The organism is Cellulosilyticum sp. WCF-2 (assembly GCF_003990395.1).
GTDB classification, from domain to species: domain Bacteria; phylum Bacillota; class Clostridia; order Lachnospirales; family Cellulosilyticaceae; genus Cellulosilyticum; species Cellulosilyticum lentocellum.
In genome coordinates this window covers 91,846-110,884 of sequence record NZ_CP034675.1, presented here as the reverse complement: position 1 = coordinate 110,884, position 19,039 = coordinate 91,846, and the positions used below count along the sequence as shown (strand labels likewise).

The window sequence follows — 19,039 nt, the reverse complement described above, 5'->3', positions numbered from 1 at the left end:
ATATGTTATTAGAAGTAAATAACCTAAGTACTGTATTCAAAATGAAAAGAGGCACCGTAAAAGCAGTTAACGATATTAGCTTTAACTGTAATGATGGTGAGATACTTGCAATCGTAGGAGAAAGTGGTTCAGGAAAAAGTGTTACCTCTCTATCTATTATGCAGCTTTTAGCTGAAAATGCAGAAATAGCAGAAGGTGAGATTCTTTATAAAGGAGAAAATCTCCTTAAAAAGTCGCCCGCAGAAATGAGAGCCATAAGAGGTAATCAAATCTCAATGATTTTCCAAGAACCTATGACTTCGCTAAATCCTGTTCTCCGCATTGGTGAGCAGCTTACAGAAAGTATTCGTTTACATATGAAGCTTGATAAAAAAGCAGCCCTGGCAAGAGCTGTAGAAATGCTTGAACTAGTAGGGATTCCTTCCCCAGAGCAAAGGGTAAAAGACTACCCTCACCAAATGTCTGGAGGTATGAGACAACGTGTCATGATAGCTATGGCGCTTGCTTGTAATCCTGAGCTCCTTATAGCAGATGAACCTACTACTGCGCTTGATGTAACTATTCAAGCACAAATCCTAGACCTTATCTATAAGCTTCGTCAGAAATTAGGCATGGCAGTGCTTCTTATCACTCATGACCTTGGCGTTGTAGCAGAAGCTGCTGACAGAGTTATCGTTATGTACTGTGGTAAAGTCGTTGAAGAAGCTAAAGTAGATGCCCTTTTTGAAAAGCCACTTCATCCTTATACAGAAGGACTTCTAGCGTCTATTCCTAGAGCAGATGAAGATAGAGAAAGACTTTACATGATAGAAGGTATGGTACCTAATCCAATGAATATGCCAAGTGGCTGTAGCTTTAGTGATCGTTGCAGCAAATGCATGGAGATTTGTAAAACAAAAGAACCAGAAATGATAGTAGATGGTGAACGTAAAGTGCGCTGTCACTTATATACCAAAGAGCAGGAGGTGGCAAAATAATGGAGAAGGAAAAAGAAGTTTTATTAGAGATTAATCACTTAACCAAAGAATTTGTCATTGAAAAAAGCTTTTTTGGAAAACCTACTAAAGTACTTAAAGCAGTTCAAGATATTTCCTTTAAAATTTATAAACAAGAAGCCTTTGGGTTAGTAGGTGAAAGTGGTTGTGGTAAAACAACCATTGGTAAAATGTTAGCTAATGTTTATGCCCCAACAAGTGGAGAAATCCTATACAACGGTGTGGATCTTGCTAAATTAAATGCGAAACAAAGAAGAGCTTATTGTAAAGATATTCAGTTGGTATTCCAGGACCCTTATGCTTCACTTAATCCTAGAATGACTATTGGTGATATCATCGCAGAACCTATTAGAATCAATAAATTAATGCCTAAAGAAGATATTGAAAAGCGAGTTCTTTACCTCCTTAACTGTGTAGGACTAGCAAGCCATCAAAGAAATCGTTACCCTCATGAATTTTCAGGTGGACAACGTCAAAGAGTGGGCATCGCTAGAGCATTAGCAGTAGAACCTAAGCTTATTGTTTGTGATGAACCAGTTTCAGCGCTAGACGTATCTATCCAAGCTCAAGTACTTAATTTACTTGCAGACTTAAAGGAAGAGTTTGGCCTCACCTATCTCTTTATCGCCCATGGGTTAAATGTAGTTAAACACATTAGTGACCGAGTAGGCGTTATGTACTTAGGTAAAATCCAGGAGTTAGCAGATAAACATGAACTTTATGATTCACCTATTCATCCCTATACAAAGGCATTACTTTCTTCAACCCCTGTTATTGACCCTAAGCTGAAGAAAAGCAAAGAACGCATTATCTTAAAAGGGGATGTACCAAGTCCTATAGCACCACCACCAGGTTGTCTTTTTAACACACGCTGCTATTTAGAGAAAACAGAAGCTTGTACTAAAGAATGTCCAAGTTTAGTGGATGCTACAGGAGAAGGTCACTTAGTAGCTTGTCATCTTTATAAAGAGCAACTTGAGAAGTTAAAGAAAACTGTGTAAATTATAAGAGTGTAGGATGTTTAGAAAAAATCTAAATAGCCTACACTTTTTATATGGCTAGTTTTAATTGTATTAAAATAACATACAATGTACAATATAAGAAAATAGGATATAGGAGGTGGAGAAGATGAAACGAAAAGCAGTTTTACTTTACAATCCCAAAGCAGGTCATAGGGCTATTATTACACATCTAGACTATATTGCTAAGAAAATGCAGCAGTTTGATTATGAGCTAAGCTTATATAGAAGTATGGCTCCAGGAGATATTAAAAGCTATATCAAAGAAAATATAACAGTAGATAATACCCAGCTTATACTTATTTCTGGTGGCGATGGTACAGTTAATGATTGTATTACAGGCATGCTAGAAAAAGGACTAGATATTCCGCTTCTCATCTTGCCTCTAGGCACTTCGAATGATTTTGCAAACTCAGCAGGAATTCCTATGGGGATTAAGGAGTGCTTGGCTTTAGTAGAAGAAGGAGAACTTTCTTATATAGATGTAGGGAAGACTAATGAAAAGTATTTCATTAATGTGTGTAACATGGGACTTTTTAGTGGCGTATCTCATACGGTAGACTTGGAAATGAAAAAGAAGTTTGGAAGGCTAGCTTACTATGTTAAGGGCTTTGAAGAAATACAAAACTATCAAGCTATGGATATGACCATCACGACTGATAAAGAAATTCTAAAAGGCAAATATATTTTAGTACTTGTTTTTAATGGCAAAGGAGCTGGAGGACTTTTGAAGTTGGCTCAGGAAGCTGAGATTACAGATGGGGTATTTAATATGGTTTGCATCAAAGACATTGGTTTCTTTGATGTACCAGGTCTCTTCCTTAAAGTATTACAAGGAGAGCATTTAAAGGATTCAAAGGTAGATTACATTACTACTGACAAGGTAACCATTGAATGTCATAATCAAGAACAAAAGCATTTTGTAACAGATGTGGATGGGGAGGAAGGGCCTAGTTTCCCAATGAAGATAGAGGTAATTTCTAATAAGCTAAGAATATTTTTGCCTAAAAAAGAAGAGGAGGCATAATGAGTTTAGCCATTGATCTAAACGATTATAAAAGATAAATACTAAATGGGAAAGTACATTATATGTCCTCTTCTGCTAAACGGAGCTCGTCATTAAGTTAGAAGATCTATTTTAAAGAAAGATTTTGAGTATTAAAGTGATGAATGACTAAGTTATAAGCATATAAAAAAGGGATGAAGTGAACCAAGGTCTAGAACGCTTGGTTTGCTTCATCCCTTTTGTTTGCTAAAAGGTAATTAACCTATGAGAATAGGTGGTTTTCAAAGACTAGAATGTAAATAATATTTGAATATCAAGCCTTTAACTGATTGTTTAATAAGAAAAAATATAAAAAAGTTTCAAACATTAACTTGATTTTTAAAAAGTCATAGGGTATAACAATAGTACAACCTTTGCAAATGGTAAAAAAATACAAAAATACAAGTAAACAACCAAAAGTAAAAGAACAGTACATAACAGAGAAATTGACTGTAAATAAATGAGGGATACAGAAATGGAGGAAAAGATATGTTAATGGAAATGCTATTTAGTATGGTATTCTTTCTGCTACCGGTAATAGGTATGTTTGGAGCTGTTATAGCTAGGGGACTACAACCAGGGGAGAAAGCAGAGGAAAGGACCATGACTCATATAGGAGGAAGAAGGGAGAGACCTCTATTGGTCTCTACCTTAGCTGATAACCCAGTAATGAGATATCAGCTTGTAGAAAATAAAGTACATATGCCCTTAAAATTCATTGGTCACAAACGGATATTCCACCAGAGGGCAGGTCCTTAAGTTACTTTTTCTTTCCACATGAATTCAAATTGTTTTTTGTAATCTACATAAGCATAGCCAAGGAGCTTGGCAGCATTTTGCTTTTTGAGAATGTAGGATTTGGGGGACAAGGTGGTTAGTATTTGATTATTGATTAAAGTGAGTTGGTTATCTTCTATGGCTACTATGAAACTACTGTTGACATAGCCAAAGCAGCCATCCTGCTTACCTACACCTTTTCGGAGTTTAACAGGTAAAAAGATCAGATTATTATCAATCACCACAGGAGTATTTAATTTACTTCCTATAACCTGGTGAGTCCAGTGACGAATAGCCTTAGGGTCAAGGTGAAGCGTATAAAGCATACGATAGATATAGGTTTTGATGGAACAAGAAGCATATTCTTTAGAACCATCTTTAAATAGAATGCAAGTAGAGTTTTGTCCATAGGTATCATAAAAAGGAATAAGAGCTGCAATATCTGAATAGAACATGGAAAATCATCTCCTTAGTAATCGGACATATGTTCGCTTTGTGTATGATAAATTATATAACTATAGTGAGAGGTTTTCAAGTATCTATTAGTGAAATGTAGAAAAAATAGGGAGTTTTTCAAACTATTACATAACTAATGAAAACTGTTCAATTCGTTTTGAATAAAGTTCATGTTACCTTTGTGTTGCGCAAATAAACAGCTGCAGCAGAAAAGGTGAATAATGACAGAGGAACAAAGTAGGTTATCTTATGTATGGTGGGAAAAGATGAATCCCCTTGTAAAAAAGTTCGTAAGAGAAACGGTGCTGTATGGTTTTGACGAGGACGATTTAAAGCAGGAATGTTATATGCAACTACAAAAAGCGTTAGAAAGATATGATGAGCGTTTAGGGGTTCCCTTTGAAAGCTATTATAAAATTACTTTATATGGATGGCGGTCCAACCAGAATAAGAAAAGTAAACGTAGACTTTTAGAAGGAAATGAGATACTGCTAGAAGCAGTGGATGAGCGGGTGGATGTAGAAAAAGAAGTAGAAAAGGAGCTTCTATGGGAAGTGGCTCTAGGGGAGCTAAAGAAGCTAAGCGAGGTGGAGCAATACATCATTAAAGCTTATTATTTGGAAGGTAAGAAGCTGATAGATATTGCGAAAGCTTTAGGCGTTAATTATAAGACGATTGAATTTAGGAAAGGAGCAGCTTTAAAAAAGTTAAGAGAGCGATTAAGCTAAATAGAAACGAGTAAAATCATAAGACCACTTCAAGAGCCTGGGTCACTTTTGAAGTGGTCTTTTCACGTATTTGTATTCTATTTGTAATGTAGGTTTGTATTGTTTTTTAAGCATTTTTGGCATAGAATATAACTAAAGTAGGAAAACTATGTAAAACTTTAAACAATATGAGGAGGTAGGGAATTAATGAAGTTTAGAAAGTTTAATAAGAGTTTATTAGCACTGGGCTTAGCCACTTTATATACAGTTAGTACCTTTGCAGCAGTAGCAACTGATGTGCCTGCAAATCACTGGGCATACACAGCAATTACAGATTTAGAAAACAAGGGGATTGTTACTTATAATAGTAAAGGACAATTTTTCCCTAATAACCAAATGACATACTTTGAGGTAGCAGATATCTTGGCAAAGGCTACAGGCTATGTCAATGTAGAGATTGCTACAAACATTGATGAAACCTTTAAAAATCAAATCATCAATAATTATAACAATCAAAAGTCAACACTTGCGTCCTATGCGACTAAATATAGTACATGGGATAAGCTCTATGATCAACAGGTAGCGTACATACTAGGTAGAGGTTTTATTAGCAAAACTGACTTAGACAAATTTATTACAAAAGCTAATAATAAAGAAACTAAAGCCATCATGACTAAACAAGACTTAGCAGTATACATCGTACGTATACTAGGTAAAGAAAAAACAGCTCAAGCTGATTATGTCGCTGGTGCTTTTAAGGATGAAAGCTTAATAAGTGCTACGAATAGACCTTATATGGCTTATTTAAAGAGTATAGGTATGATTACACCTGATGCAAAGGGTAATTCTAATCCTAATACGCCAGTTACCAAAGCATTATGTGCTAAGATGGTAAGTGATGCCTTAAAAATAAAAGAAGCGGGCACAGACAATAATTCTAATAGTGGCACTAATGGTGGTCAAACTAATACCACAGCTGGTGAAACTGTTACCTTCAAAAAGATGATGTCTAAGAACACCTCTGAACAATACATAGCAGTACAAAAAGAAGGAGACAGTAAAACAATTTATTATACTGTAAAAAATACTTTAAAAGCTAAAGATGAAGCAGGTAATGAGATTAGTTTATCTTCTCTTACAGCAGAACAAAAGATAACAGTAACCTATGAACTAACTAATAATATAGAGTATGTTACAAGTATAAAAGTAGTAGGAAATGGTAATAGTAATTCAAATAGCAATTCTAATAGTGGTTCAGATACCACCGTTAATGCAAGTACAGTAACAGGGACATTGTTAGAAAAGGTTAGTAATGGTATTGTCCGTATAAGTCTTTCAGATGGACAAACAAGAACGTATATTTTAGATAGCAACTGCACCATCACTTTAAATGGTGTAACAGCTGATAGTAGTGCCCTTAATGCAGGGGATACGGTTGTTGTTAGCGTAGCAAATGCAACGATTACTAAAGTACAAGCTACTAAAGGAACAGGCAGCATTGTAAGTACTTTAAGCAGTGGTGAAATCACAGCTAAACAAGTTGTTTTAGATGGCTATAATGTAACCCTTAAACAAGGAACTAGCGAAGCTACTATATTTATACCAGAAAAAGCAACAATTAAACGTAATAATAAAATTAAAAACCTAGAAGATCTAAGAATAGGTGATCAAATTAGCTTAACAAAAACAGGAACTACCATTAGTGCAGTTACAGCAACAGGGGAGCAAAGCAATGTAACAGGTATGATTAAAGAGATTCATCTGGCACAACCAGGCAGGGTAGTAGTTAACACCGGTAAGGAAACTGTAACCTATACCTTAGGTACAGAAACAGAGATTTATGATATTAATTCACGTAAATACATTAATTTACGCGATCTTCATTTAGGTCAAGAGATTGAACTCTTACTTGAAAGTAAAGAAGTGGTTTCTCTTGATGTAGTTAAGAGTACAAGTGCCGTGAACTATAAAGGTATCATTAAGAATGTTTCAAGAGGCAGTGATTACATTGATGTGCTTGTAGATTATGACCCTATATCAGGACAAACTCAGATTTATAAACGTATAGAAGTACCTAATTCGCTTTCTATTATCAATAATAACAAAGAAGTAAATCGTAACACTTTAGATATAGGTATGGAAGTTGTAATTACTTATAAATATTTAGACGATTCTTCACCAGAAAAAATTCTAATTATCGGATAGAGCAAGGTGCAATAATGAGAGGGGACATGAAGAAAAATGTCCCCTTTTATGATAAGGTAGGAAGGTATGCTTTTTAAACTGGACTTAAATGAAAGGAGTAAAAGTGTGGCAAGAAGTAGTGGAAAAAAAGTAATTAAGCTTAATAATGCTAGGAGAAGACGGAGCCTTAATTTAAAACCGGATAGAAAAATTATGGTGATTGCGATTGTTATAGCAACTATTTTGGGTATATGGCTTGCATTTAGACCAAATGCTTATGAGATTAGTATTAATGGAGAAGTCATAGGTGCCATTAAGGATATTAAGGTGATAGAAGCAGCGAAAGAAACTGTTATCGCACAGCTTAGGACAGAGTATCAAAGTGATGTTAAATTTGAAGATGACTTAGAATTAAGAAGATATCGCGCCAAAAAAAGAGACTATATTGATCCTACTTATTTAATATCCAGCATGAGAAGTAATATGCAGATTTTAGTAGGGTTTAAAGAAATTTATGTGGAAGGTGAACCTATAGGTATAGTAACTTCAGAAGCAGAGCTTGAAACACTTAAGACGGAGCTTAAAAAGAAGTATTATGGAGACAAAGCTGTTAAAGTAGAATTTGGCAAGAAGGTTGAATTAAAAGATATATTTGCCAAAGAAGCTGATTTAATTTCTATGGAAAAACTAGTACAAAAGTGTACGGTAACAACACCTAAAAGTATTAGCTATGAAGTACAAAGTGGTGATACACTTTCAGGAATTGCTAATAAGTACAATACAACCATTGATAGTATTATTTCAGCCAATCCAGAATTCACAGATAAAGTTGTATTAAGAATTGGGCAGGCTATTAAAGTGAATATAAATGAGCCATTATTGCCATTAAAGATAGTGAAAGAGGAAGTACCTGCCGAAGAAAATAAAGAAGCTTAAATATAAAAAGAGATCAAGTAGGGGGAGATTCAATGCAGCGTATTGGTATTATTGAAGATGAAAAAGCTATTTCGGACATTATTAAGTATAACCTAGAAAAGGACGGCTACGAGGTATATACAGCCTATGATGGTGAAGAAGGTCTAGATCTTATCAAAACAAAGGATTTAGACCTAGTCCTACTAGATATTATGCTGCCTAAGAAAGATGGCCTAGAAATTTGTAAGGAAATTAGACAAACCAAAGAAGTGCCTATTATCATTATTTCTGCAAAAGCAGATGAAATCGATAAAGTTTTAGCTTTAGAATTGGGTGCTGATGATTATGTCACAAAACCTTTTGGTATGAGAGAGGTTATGGCAAGAGTAAAAGCAAGACTTAGAAGAAAAATGACAGAGGGAAATAAAGCAGAAGCTAACGAGGATAACTTAGTAGAAGATAATTTGTGTATGGATCTTAAAAAGTATGAAGTAAGTAAAAATAATGAAGCTATTGATTTAACTCTTAGAGAATTTGAGCTTTTAAAATTCCTATGGCAAGCCAAAGGACAGGTGTTTTCTAGAGAAGAGTTATTAGAAAAGGTTTGGGGCTATGAGTATTATGGTGATGTAAGAACAGTAGATGTAACCATTAGAAGACTAAGAGAGAAAATAGAAGACGATGCCTCCAAAGCAGCTTATGTATTAACCAAAAGAGGTGTAGGCTATTATTTTAGAGGCTAAGTTATGAGAACAAGCATACAGCTTAAAATCGTATTGATTTATTTGTGCACTATTATCATCATTATGCTCATAAGCGGTACATACATTGTGTATAGTACAGAAGAAAGAAGTTATGAAAGCGTACAAAGCACCATCGAAAACATGGCTGAAAACATTGAAGAGAGAGGCAATTGGAATCTAGATGATTTGAGCAATCAGGTAGATGATCAATATGAAATTTATTGCTTAGATTCAGAAGGAAGAGTGGAAAGTACTACAGGTGGTAAATTAAGTATAGGTGAACGTGTAAAAGAGGAAGTAGTTGTTAGGGCTAAAAGAACCAAAAAGTCGGCTACAGCTGAAATTAGCCATTTTTCTGTTTTTACTGGCGGTGAATATACAGATCATGCAAGGGTTATCTTGAATAAACAGGGAGATATCGAACGTATTATTTATATTAAAGCCAATATAGTAGATGTACACAATAATATCTTTAGCATCATGAAAACGATTACCATAGGATTGGTGCTAGCTATGTTTATTACGGGTTTCTGTGGTATTGTATTTTCTAATATGATTACCTCACCTATAAAAGCACTTACTAATAACTCAAAGAAATTGGCTGCTGGTAATTCTATTAATAGAATACCTGTAGAAGCAGCAGATGAAATTGGAGAATTGACTCAGAGCTTTAACTACATGGCAAGTCAATTAAGTACTACTATGGAGGTCATTACTAGTGAAAAGAATAAACTAGAAAAAATCTTTGAACATATGGCTGATGGTGTTATGGCCTTTAATAGGCAAGGGGTTTTAATCCATGTTAATTCTGTATGTTATGAAATGATAGGTGCTACCAGTATGGCCCCTAATTTCGAAGAAGTTTTTGAAAATATAGGTCTTGAGGTTAACTTTGAAGAACTACTAGCAGGTAAGCCTTATGAAGGCGCAGATCAAACGTTAACTATAGGTGATAGATATTTAAAAATGCATTTTGATGTTTATCTAAATGCTAAAAAAGAAGCAGATGGCCTAGTAGTGGTTATCCAAGATGTTACGAAACAGCAAAAGTTAGATCAAATGCGTAAAGAATTCGTAGCAAATGTATCTCATGAACTTCGTACACCACTTACCACCGTAAAGAGTTATACAGAAACCTTATTAGATGGCGCTATTGATGAAAAAGAGACGGCTATGCATTTCCTTGGTGTTATGGAAAAGGAAGCAGATCGTATGACGGCCCTAGTGCAAGATTTATTGGAGCTTTCTCGTATTGATAACAAGCAAATTCAGCTAGAATTTATTAGACTTAACTTAAAGCCTCTTTTAGAGGAGGTGTTAGAAGCACAGTATATACATATTATTAAGCATGGTCACCAGCTGCAAGTAGGTTATGATAAAAAAGAAGAATATTTTATAGAGGGTGATCTTTCTCGTATAAGACAAATTCTACATAATATTTTATCTAATGCTATTAAATATAGCCCAGAGCCAGGTACCTTAGGTGTCTACATGAAGAAGGAAAATGCATATGTTATAGTAGAAATCACAGATACAGGAATGGGTATACCAGAAGAAGATTTAGAGCGCATTTTTGAACGTTTTTACAGGGTAGATAAAGCACGTTCTAGAAAGATGGGTGGTACTGGACTTGGTTTATCTATTGCCAAAGAACTCATGCTTCTTCATGGCGGTGACATAAAGATTGAAAGCCAGTTAGGACAAGGGACAAAGGTGATTTTAAGCTTTCCAGAAGCTGTTAAAAAAATGTTATAAGATGTAATCATATTGTAATATTGAAAACAGAAAATCTATATTATAATATAAGTAGATTAATAAATGACTATATGACAAATGGAAAGTTAATAATAGATGACTTTTAGGTTCGGAGAAAGGGGGATTGTAGTCATGAAAAGAAGAAAAGGTTTGGTTTTCTTATTTGTATTTGTAATGATGAGCTTATATGCTAGTGCCATTTATGCTAATGATACAAAAGAAGCAGTTAAAGGTGTTAATGTGAACGTGGTAACAGAGGAAAAAGATGATAAGTCCATCGATTATTTAGTAAGTGAGGATGGCTACGTTAAAATCGCCCGTAACAACTCAAGCTTAAAAGTAGCTAATACCACCTTTGAAGGTAAGCAGCTTTTAATAGGTAATGTGAATAAAGGAACAGAAATCACAATTGCTATTTATAATAAAACAGCTAATAAAGAAGAGTATAGTGAAGAAGCTAGTAACACCTATACTATAAAGGTTGATACCTCAGAAGGTTTTGAACAACTTATAGAACTTTTAGAAGGTGACAATAAGATTAAAATTACTTATGCAAATAAAGCAGATAAAAAAGAGGATGTAATGGTTTTTTATATCAAACGCGAAAGTGCAGAAAACAAAAAAGCAATTGAAAGTTTCGTGGTTAAAGCAAACTTATAATCAAAGCAAGATAAGGGTGAGCATATGAGAAATAATTTCATTAGATTTGGTATCCTAGGCACCCTCATTATATTATGCATATGGCAGACTACAATATTATGGCTTGGCGATACGTCAAGCCATAATTTTTTAGGTGAAACCTCCAGTGATGTAGTGACTCAGCCAAAGGAGATATGGGTTAACAAAAGCGGTCTGGCTTATAAAATTGATGGGGATAATGACCAAGGCAGATTAGGACTTTTAACAGAACTAGTTAGTGAGATGAAAAAAGGGCAATATAAAATTGCTTTAGAAGAACAATATACTTATGCCCAACTATTAGCAAGGCAGGGATTCGTATATGAATATGGACTAAGTTTAAGCATAGATGAAATTTTAGGTTTTACAGTCAATAAAGAAAATAGTAAAAAGGAAATGGATAAGATTTCTGAAATTTTTATAGATATTAGCGAGAGCGATAGTTATCGTAACTATATTTATCTTATCAATGAAAAGCAGAAGGTTACTGCAAAAATTACTTTAGAAGGCAGATTAGAGTTACATAATAAAACAATTAAACACTATAATGATGAAAATAAGATTGAAGGGATTAAAACCTATCAAGCGAGCTTATTAAATACTAATTACAGCTTATTTAATAATTATAGTAATGCGTTTTTAAAAAATGTATTTTATCCATTAGATAATCAAAATCTGCCAATTCCTTATAAAGAGCTGTATATAAAGCCGATTATTACAGGAAAAACAGAAGCCGAGCAGATTAATCAATTAGAAAGCTATATTAATGTTTTTTTTAAGAATCCATCATATAAGGATTACAGTATTACACCAGAGGGGATTATTTTTAGCGATTCTTTTAATTTGAATATTAGATATTCTAATGAGGGTGTTCTAGAGTTTAAAAAGTTAATAACAGGAGATACAATTAAGCTATCGGCAGTAGAAAAAATGAATAAGATTAATAATTTTATTGCTGAGTCAGAAGCTATTCCAGAGCAACTTAAAAAAGGACTTTATTTAAAAGAAATCGTTGAAGATGAGAAATCAGAAGAAACTATTTATCGCTTTGGTTATCGTTATGAAGACTTCGAAGTGTTACTTACAGACCATATAAAAACCGAGCTCAAGACCAATGAATTTTTAGAGTTAGCTATAAAAAGTAATCAAATTGTAAGAGGCAGTTGGCTTATGCTAGAATTAGAAATGATCAATAAGGATGTAGCAAGCTATAAGGAATTAACAAGAGAAGTTAAAGGTGCTATCAATGATACATTGCAGCTTTGTAATATAAGCGATTTAGAAGCAGAACCGTTAGATTATATAGAGTGTGCTTATATTATTCAAAGTGTAGAATCAAAGATAGATTTTGATTGGGCAACCTTATTTGAAGATGAGTGGTACTTTCCGTAGAAAAAATTGACAATGCGAAGTTACTTCACATTGTCAATTTTTTTTGTTATATTTATTTTATGGGAAATATAAAATCCTATATTTCCGGATATGGGGGATGGAAATGAATGGAAGAAAAATATTAGAGAGGCTTATTTTATTATTTATAGGCATTAATTTGATATTGTTTATTTTTATTAGCATTAGACGAGGGACACAATATCAGCTTTCACAAACCAGGATAAATAACATCGTAGGGTTATTAACAGAAAGTGGTATCACATTAGAAGCCGAATTACCTAAAGAATTTGCTCCTAAGATGTCAGCTACTTTAAGTTATACAGGCGATAATGTAGCAGTAAGAAGTAATTTAGTCAAAGTTTTTTGGGGGAATGATTTGTCTAAAGTAAGCCGTTCTACAGAGAATAGTAAGGAACACTTTGCGTCCAAAGTTTATTATTTTAATAAAGAAGATGAGCGTTTAGCATTTGATAAAGAAGAAATAACATATACGAATACGGGTGTCAATTTATTAGGTATTAAACCTAGTATTACAGAAGCAAAAGCAAAAGCAGAAGCATTTATCAAAAGGCTTGGGGTAGGCAAGCTTTATAAAAATGCTTACTTTGAAATAAAAGAAGAGGAGAATAGTGTAATCATAACCTATTATCCTATCTTTGAGTATATTCCTATATTTGATTTGCCTATTGAAATAAAGGTGTATGCAAATGGCATAGGAAGTGCAACAATTTACTTAGGAGAAGTGAATGCAGCAAATGGTAGAAAACAGAGAATTACGCCTATAGACTTAGTTCTTTTCGGTATTGAGGAATACATTCCCTTAGAAGGGAATATTGTTATAAAGGATATTACCTTAGGGTATAAAAGACTTGAGAAAAAGGGAAGCAATTTGTGGGGAGAAGAAATTGTACCAATGTATAAAATTGAGGTGGATGGTTTAGAAAAACCGTTATTTGTTAATGCTTATACCAATGAAATTGTCAAATAATGAAATTAAACTTTTTATTTACTAGTTTTAATGTTATAATCTAAGATGGCATAGAGTGCAATGCTTTGTTAAATAATAATTAAGAGGTGTTAAGGTTGAGCGAGTTGTATATAAGAGGTGGAAAGCGTCTGGTAGGCGATGTAGTAATTAATGGAGCAAAAAATGCAGCAGTTGCCATTTTACCTGCAGCTCTTTTAGTAGATGGAATTAGTGAAATTGAAAATTTACCATATATAGATGATGTTATTAAATTAAAAAGTGCTATGGAAGACTTAGGTGCTATAGCTCACTTAAAGGATGAACATACCTTAGAAGTAGATGGTTCTACCTTATATAGTTATAAGGCAACCAATGAAGCTGTTGGAAATATTAGAGCGTCCTATTATTTAATAGGGGCACTTTTAGGACGCTTCAAAAAGGCAGAGGTAGCCATGCCAGGAGGGTGTAACTTTGGTGTGAGGCCTATTGATCAGCATATTAAAGGCTTTGAAGCATTAGGAGCAACAGTAACCATTGAAGATGGTATTATTAAGGCTTATGCCGAAAAATTAGTTGGAACTAAAATTTACTTAGACGTAGTCAGTGTAGGGGCTACGATTAATGTCATGCTTGCAGCAACCTTAGCAGAAGGAACAACGATTATTGAAAATGCGGCAAAAGAGCCACATGTAGTAGACGTTGCTAACTTCCTTAATATAGCAGGTGCAAGCATTAAAGGTGCGGGGACAGATGTGATTCGTATCAAGGGGGTAGAGAGACTTACAGGTGGTAAGTATGCTGCTATTCCAGATCAAATTGAAGCTGGAACATACATGATTGCCGGTGCTATTACAGGTGGTGATGTATATGTTAGAAATATTATTCCAGAACACATGTATTCAGTGAGCTTAAAAATGATGGAAATGGGTATTAAGATTGAAGAAGGTGATGATTACATTAGAGTAACAGCGCCAGAGGTTCTTAAAGGCACTAATGTGAAGACACTACCACATCCAGGTTTCCCAACAGACCTTCAACCACAAATGGCAGTACTTTTAAGCATAGCTAATGGTAAAAGTACAATTATTGAAGGCGTATGGGACAATCGTTTCCAGTATATTGATGAGCTGAAGAAAACAGGGGCCCAAATCACAGTAGATGGACGTACAGCTACAGTTGAAGGCGTAAGTGAATTAACAGGGGCAGAAGTAGCTGCCACAGACCTTAGAGCAGGAGCAGCCTTGGTTTTAGCTGGGCTTCGTGCTAAGGGAGAAACACATATTAAAAATGTTAAATACATCGATAGAGGTTACGAAGCCATAGAGAAAAAGCTTAAGGTATTAGGCGCAGATATCGAACGTAGATAATATAAAGTATAAAAATATAATAAAAAATAAAAGGCGATACTAGAAAATTTTCTAAGTATTGCCTTTTATTTTTATTCTGAATAAATATCAATATTTATCCTATAAGTTGATGCTATAATACCTTACAAAATGGTGCTATGGGGAGATTATTACTATCAAATATCCTAGCCTCACAAGCGCTTTCAAGACAGTAGTGAACCTTTAGAGGCTTGGGAGTAGCTGTGCAATCTAAGAGGATTTTTCTATCCTCAACCTCTGCTAAGACGAGATGATTCTTTCCTAGGTCATCTACTACATTGATGTAAGTTGGCTCATTAGGTTTAGCAAGAGGTAAGCCGTCACCCTGGAAGAAAAGATGAATATAGGAGCCTATAAGCTTTGCATCTTGTAATCTAGGACTTTCAGCGGCACTATTTTCGTTGTAGAGATACTTTTGTACTAAATTTCCTAAACGAGTAGCTACAGGCCTTTTATCTTTAGGATGAATATCCTCCATTTCGCCAATATCAGTAGTTACCACCATGTAAGTATGAGGGACGGTTCTTGTTATTTGTTCCTGAGCTAAACGCTGTTTACCCCATAAATAAGGGTCATGAGGATCGGCTTGTGTATTAAAGTTAGGAAGCTGTACATAGAAGAAAGGTAAAATAGGATTTTCGAAGACCTCTCTCCAATTTTTAGTAAGGATTTTAAAAAGTTTAGCATAAAGATGAGAAATGAGTTCATCACTTTCTCCTTGGTACCATAGTACTGCCTTAAAATGAAAAGGAACAATGCGCTCTAGCATAGCATGATAAAGAACAGAAGGCGTATTGGTATCAAAGGGACCAAAAGGTTCTGTAGGCCAAATAGTAGTTTGTTTACTAATATAGTGACAGATATTAACGAGATACTCACCGAAGGCTTTCATGTAGGCAAGAGGGTCTACTTCCTTGAGTCTTTGTTCGAAGTCTTTATAGTAAGCAAGTAGCTCATCGTCTTCCTTAAAATAGTCCTCTCTAATCCAAGTGCAAATAGGGCGTCCACCAAAAGAACAATTGACTATACCAATAGGAATCTTGTAAGCGTTATATAAGTGACTCGCAAAATGGTAGCCTATAGAAGAAAAGTTATGAATATGTGGCCAGGTGCAAGGCTGCCACTTAAGATCAGAAGTTTTAATTTCCCAACCTATAGTATCATCAGGACTTATGTAAGCGGTGCTACCCTCATATGGCTTAACGACCATATCACAAATACGTATCTCAGGTAAGTTAATAGAATACAAATCTAAATCCCCATTATTTGTTTCTCTAAGTGGCATAGCCATATTAGACTGACCACTACAGAGGTAGACATCACCTACTAAAATATCAGCTATAATAATAGTCTCATCGCCACAAGTTACCTTCATCTCTAAACTGGGACCTAAACACAAAGGCTCTAAAGTAATACACCATTTATTATGACTAATCATTGTAGAATGTAACTGCTGGCTAATGGTGAGTATAACTCTACTCTTATTAGGCCCACTTCCCCATACCTTAATGGCAGCATCCCTTTGTAAAACCATATGACTATTAAAAATCTCTGCTAACTGAAAAACCTCACCCACGGCTTATCCTCCTTGTGATACGTAGTCTTTAGAAATATATTTTTATTATTAATGTGTATTTTCTTTTACTAAGCCCTATTTTATATCATAACCTCTCCTAATTGTTATTGACAAAAATGCTAAGGATAACTGGACAAAATTGTGGATTGTAATCTAAAAAAGTTCAAAAATGGGGATAAATATTCACCAATTTATCTGATAGGCATAAGGCAAGCCTTATGTTAGGATAAGTTTGATAGCAAAGGTGTAAAAAGAAAAGATAGATGACAATGGGAGGGAAAGTTATGATTAATGATGAGAAGGTAAAGAAAATTTTATTTGGTGGCGACTATAATCCAGAACAATGGCCAGAGGAAATACTAGAAGAAGATATGAAGCTTTTTAAAAAAGCTGGGGTAGATGTTGTAACGCTCAATGTATTTAACTGGGCTATGCTTCAGCCAAGTGAAGAAGAATATGATTTCTCAAGGTTAGATAAGGAAATGGACTACTTAAAAGCAAACAATATAAAGGTTTGTCTAGCCACTTCTACAGCAGCTCACCCAGCTTGGATGGCTAAAAAGTATCCGGAGATTCTTCGCACAGAGTTTAGTGGCATGAGGAGGAAGTTTGGTGGACGCCATAATTCTTGCCCTAATAGCTTAGTTTATAAAAAATATGCAGTGCGTTTAGCGGCTAAGCTAGCAGAACGTTATAAAGACTATGATAACATTGTAGCTTGGCATATTTCAAATGAGTTTGGTGGGAAATGCTATTGTGATACTTGTGAAAAAGCCTTTAGAGTATGGTTACAAAATAGATATAAGACTTTAGAAGCTTTAAATAAAGCATGGAATACAAGCTTCTGGGGACATACCTTTTATGCTTGGGATGAAATCGTTGTTCCTAATCTTCAAAGTGAGCACTTTGAATGGGAAAGAAGTATGTTCCAGGGTATTTCCCTAGATTATGCACGTTTTAGTTCAGATAGTATGCTAGAGTGCTACAAAGAAGAGTATGAAGCTATTAAACGTATAACACCAGAGATTCAAATTACGACTAATCTCATGGGCTTTTATAAAGAATTAGATTATCATAAATGGGCTAAATATATGGATTTTGTTTCTTGGGATAACTATCCTTCTACTGATGATCCTTATTATAAGATGGGGATGGATCATGATTTAATGAGAGGACTTAAAGATGGGTTACCTTTTGCTTTAATGGAGCAAACACCTAGTGTGACGAATTGGCAGCCTTATAATAACTTAAAAAGGCCTGGAGTAATGCGCCTCTGGAGCTATCAAGCTGTAGCACATGGTTCTGATACGATTATGTACTTCCAGATGAGAAGATCTATTGGGGCTTGTGAGAAATATCATGGTGCATTAATTGATCACGTGGGCACAGGGGAAACCAGAGTATTTAAAGAATGTGCAGCTCTAGGAGCAGAGCTTGAAAAGTTAGGTGATGAAATTATTGGCTCCGTAGTAAAGTCTAAGGTAGCTATTTTATTTGACTGGGATAACTGGTGGGCGCTAGAATATTCAGCAGGTCCAAGTAAAGAGCTGCGTTATATCAAAGAAGTCTCTAAGTATTATACAGCCCTAGCTAAACAAAATATCAATATAGATATTATCGGTGTAGATGCAGGCCTGTCCCCATACCAATTAGTTATAGCGCCAGTACTTTATATGATAAAAGGTGATTACCATAAGAAACTAGAAGAGTTCGTAAGAGCAGGTGGTCAGTTTATAACGACCTTCTTTAGTGGCATTGTTGATGAACATGATTTAGTGACTATAGGTGGCTATCCAGGAAAATTAAGAGAACTTATGGGCATATGGGTAGAGGAGATTGATGCCTTACCACCAGGAGAAGCAAATAAACTTGTTATGACAGATGGACGTACATATAGTGCTGAGCTGTTATGTGATTTGATCCACTTAGAAACAGCGGAAGTAGTAGCGGTCTATGGTGAAGATTTCTATGCAGGAACACCTGCTATTACCATCAATCATTTTGGGCAAGGTAAAGCTTGGTATGTTGGCAGTAGCTCTAGCCAAGAATTTTTCTTTGATTTCCTTAAAGAACGTCTAGAAGAAATAGAAATTAACCCTATTATGACTTTACCCGAAGGGATGGAAGTTACAAGACGTTATAAAGAAGGAGTAGAATACACCTTTATTCTTAATCATAATCAAGAAGCTAAAGAAATAACATTTGACCAAGCATATGTAGATTTACTAAAGGACAGTATTTACAAAAAAGGAGAAGTCTTAAATCTTAGTGCAAAAGATGTTTTGTTATTAAAAGCAAGTTTCTAATAGAAATAAGACAGAGGATAAACTGTATCGTATGGATAGAGTGTAGTGTTTATGGCAATGAGAAGGATAACTACTCATAAGATAGTTATCCTTCTCATTTTCTGTGTTCTTCTACTATTCTCTTTCTTAAACTTGGCTA

General features: G+C 34.8%; 16 protein-coding genes. 14 read left to right on the top strand and 2 right to left on the bottom strand.

Annotation, left to right across the window (positions count from 1 at the left end; genetic code table 11):
- Positions 1-2: 2 nt before the first annotated feature.
- The 4 genes from EKH84_RS00390 (at position 3) to EKH84_RS00375 (ending at position 3,818) form a co-directional block, all read left to right on the top strand.
- Entirely contained in the window at positions 3-977 is a 975-nt protein-coding gene (locus EKH84_RS00390) for an ABC transporter ATP-binding protein (protein ID WP_127064651.1), read from the top strand.
- Positions 977-1,996 (top strand): ABC transporter ATP-binding protein, encoded by a 1,020-nt coding sequence (locus EKH84_RS00385; protein ID WP_127064650.1) that lies wholly within the window; start codon positions 977-979, stop codon positions 1,994-1,996. The genes EKH84_RS00390 and EKH84_RS00385 overlap by 1 nt, the downstream gene beginning before the upstream one ends.
- A 127-nt stretch (positions 1,997-2,123) precedes the next feature.
- Positions 2,124-3,041, top strand: coding sequence for a YegS/Rv2252/BmrU family lipid kinase (locus EKH84_RS00380; RefSeq protein ID WP_127064649.1), 918 nt, complete (start codon positions 2,124-2,126; stop codon positions 3,039-3,041).
- A gap of 507 nt (positions 3,042-3,548) precedes the next feature.
- Positions 3,549-3,818, top strand: a complete 270-nt coding sequence (locus tag EKH84_RS00375; RefSeq protein ID WP_127064648.1) for a hypothetical protein — start codon at positions 3,549-3,551, stop codon at positions 3,816-3,818.
- Here the strand turns inward: EKH84_RS00375 and EKH84_RS00370 are convergent.
- Positions 3,815-4,291, bottom strand: coding sequence for a hypothetical protein (locus tag EKH84_RS00370; protein WP_127064647.1), 477 nt, complete (start codon positions 4,289-4,291; stop codon positions 3,815-3,817). The genes EKH84_RS00375 and EKH84_RS00370 overlap by 4 nt on opposite strands.
- 222 nt (positions 4,292-4,513) lie before the next feature.
- On the opposite strand from EKH84_RS00370, the gene EKH84_RS00365 reads away from it, so the two are divergent.
- The 9 genes from EKH84_RS00365 (at position 4,514) to EKH84_RS00325 (ending at position 15,000) form a co-directional block, all read left to right on the top strand.
- Complete coding sequence (locus EKH84_RS00365; protein WP_127064646.1) at positions 4,514-5,020, top strand: RNA polymerase sigma factor; 507 nt, start codon at positions 4,514-4,516, stop codon at positions 5,018-5,020.
- Between the two features lie 186 nt (positions 5,021-5,206).
- Positions 5,207-7,204: an S-layer homology domain-containing protein gene (locus tag EKH84_RS00360; RefSeq protein WP_127064645.1), complete on the top strand. Its 1,998-nt coding sequence runs from the start codon at positions 5,207-5,209 to the stop codon at positions 7,202-7,204.
- Between the two features lie 105 nt (positions 7,205-7,309).
- The gene (locus EKH84_RS00355; protein ID WP_190283434.1) at positions 7,310-8,119 is read left to right on the top strand and encodes a LysM peptidoglycan-binding domain-containing protein; all 810 of its coding nucleotides are present in this window, start codon (positions 7,310-7,312) and stop codon (positions 8,117-8,119) included.
- 32 nt (positions 8,120-8,151) lie between these two features.
- A complete protein-coding gene (locus EKH84_RS00350; RefSeq protein WP_127064643.1) occupies positions 8,152-8,841 on the top strand; it encodes a response regulator in 690 nt (229 codons plus the stop codon).
- A 3-nt stretch (positions 8,842-8,844) separates the two neighbouring features.
- Positions 8,845-10,596, top strand: a complete 1,752-nt coding sequence (locus EKH84_RS00345; RefSeq protein WP_127064642.1) for an ATP-binding protein — start codon at positions 8,845-8,847, stop codon at positions 10,594-10,596.
- A 132-nt stretch (positions 10,597-10,728) separates the two neighbouring features.
- On the top strand, positions 10,729-11,256 hold the full coding sequence (locus EKH84_RS00340) for a hypothetical protein (RefSeq protein ID WP_127064641.1): 528 nt from the start codon (positions 10,729-10,731) through the stop codon (positions 11,254-11,256).
- A 24-nt stretch (positions 11,257-11,280) separates the two neighbouring features.
- Positions 11,281-12,666 carry a hypothetical protein gene (locus tag EKH84_RS00335; RefSeq protein ID WP_127064640.1) on the top strand — a complete coding sequence of 462 codons (1,386 nt, stop codon included), beginning with the start codon at positions 11,281-11,283 and terminating at the stop codon, positions 12,664-12,666.
- A 103-nt stretch (positions 12,667-12,769) separates the two neighbouring features.
- The gene (yycI, locus tag EKH84_RS00330; RefSeq protein WP_127064639.1) at positions 12,770-13,654 is read left to right on the top strand and encodes a two-component system regulatory protein YycI; all 885 of its coding nucleotides are present in this window, start codon (positions 12,770-12,772) and stop codon (positions 13,652-13,654) included.
- A 95-nt stretch (positions 13,655-13,749) separates the two neighbouring features.
- Positions 13,750-15,000, top strand: a complete 1,251-nt coding sequence (locus tag EKH84_RS00325) for a UDP-N-acetylglucosamine 1-carboxyvinyltransferase (RefSeq protein ID WP_127064638.1) — start codon at positions 13,750-13,752, stop codon at positions 14,998-15,000.
- 112 nt (positions 15,001-15,112) lie between these two features.
- On the opposite strand, the gene EKH84_RS00320 is transcribed toward EKH84_RS00325, so the two are convergent.
- Positions 15,113-16,594, bottom strand: coding sequence for a sialate O-acetylesterase (locus EKH84_RS00320; RefSeq protein WP_127064637.1), 1,482 nt, complete (start codon positions 16,592-16,594; stop codon positions 15,113-15,115).
- 284 nt (positions 16,595-16,878) lie between these two features.
- Between EKH84_RS00320 and EKH84_RS00315 the strand changes: the two genes are divergently transcribed.
- On the top strand, positions 16,879-18,900 hold the full coding sequence (locus EKH84_RS00315) for a beta-galactosidase (RefSeq protein WP_127064636.1): 2,022 nt from the start codon (positions 16,879-16,881) through the stop codon (positions 18,898-18,900).
- The last annotated feature ends 139 nt before the right edge of the window (positions 18,901-19,039 follow it).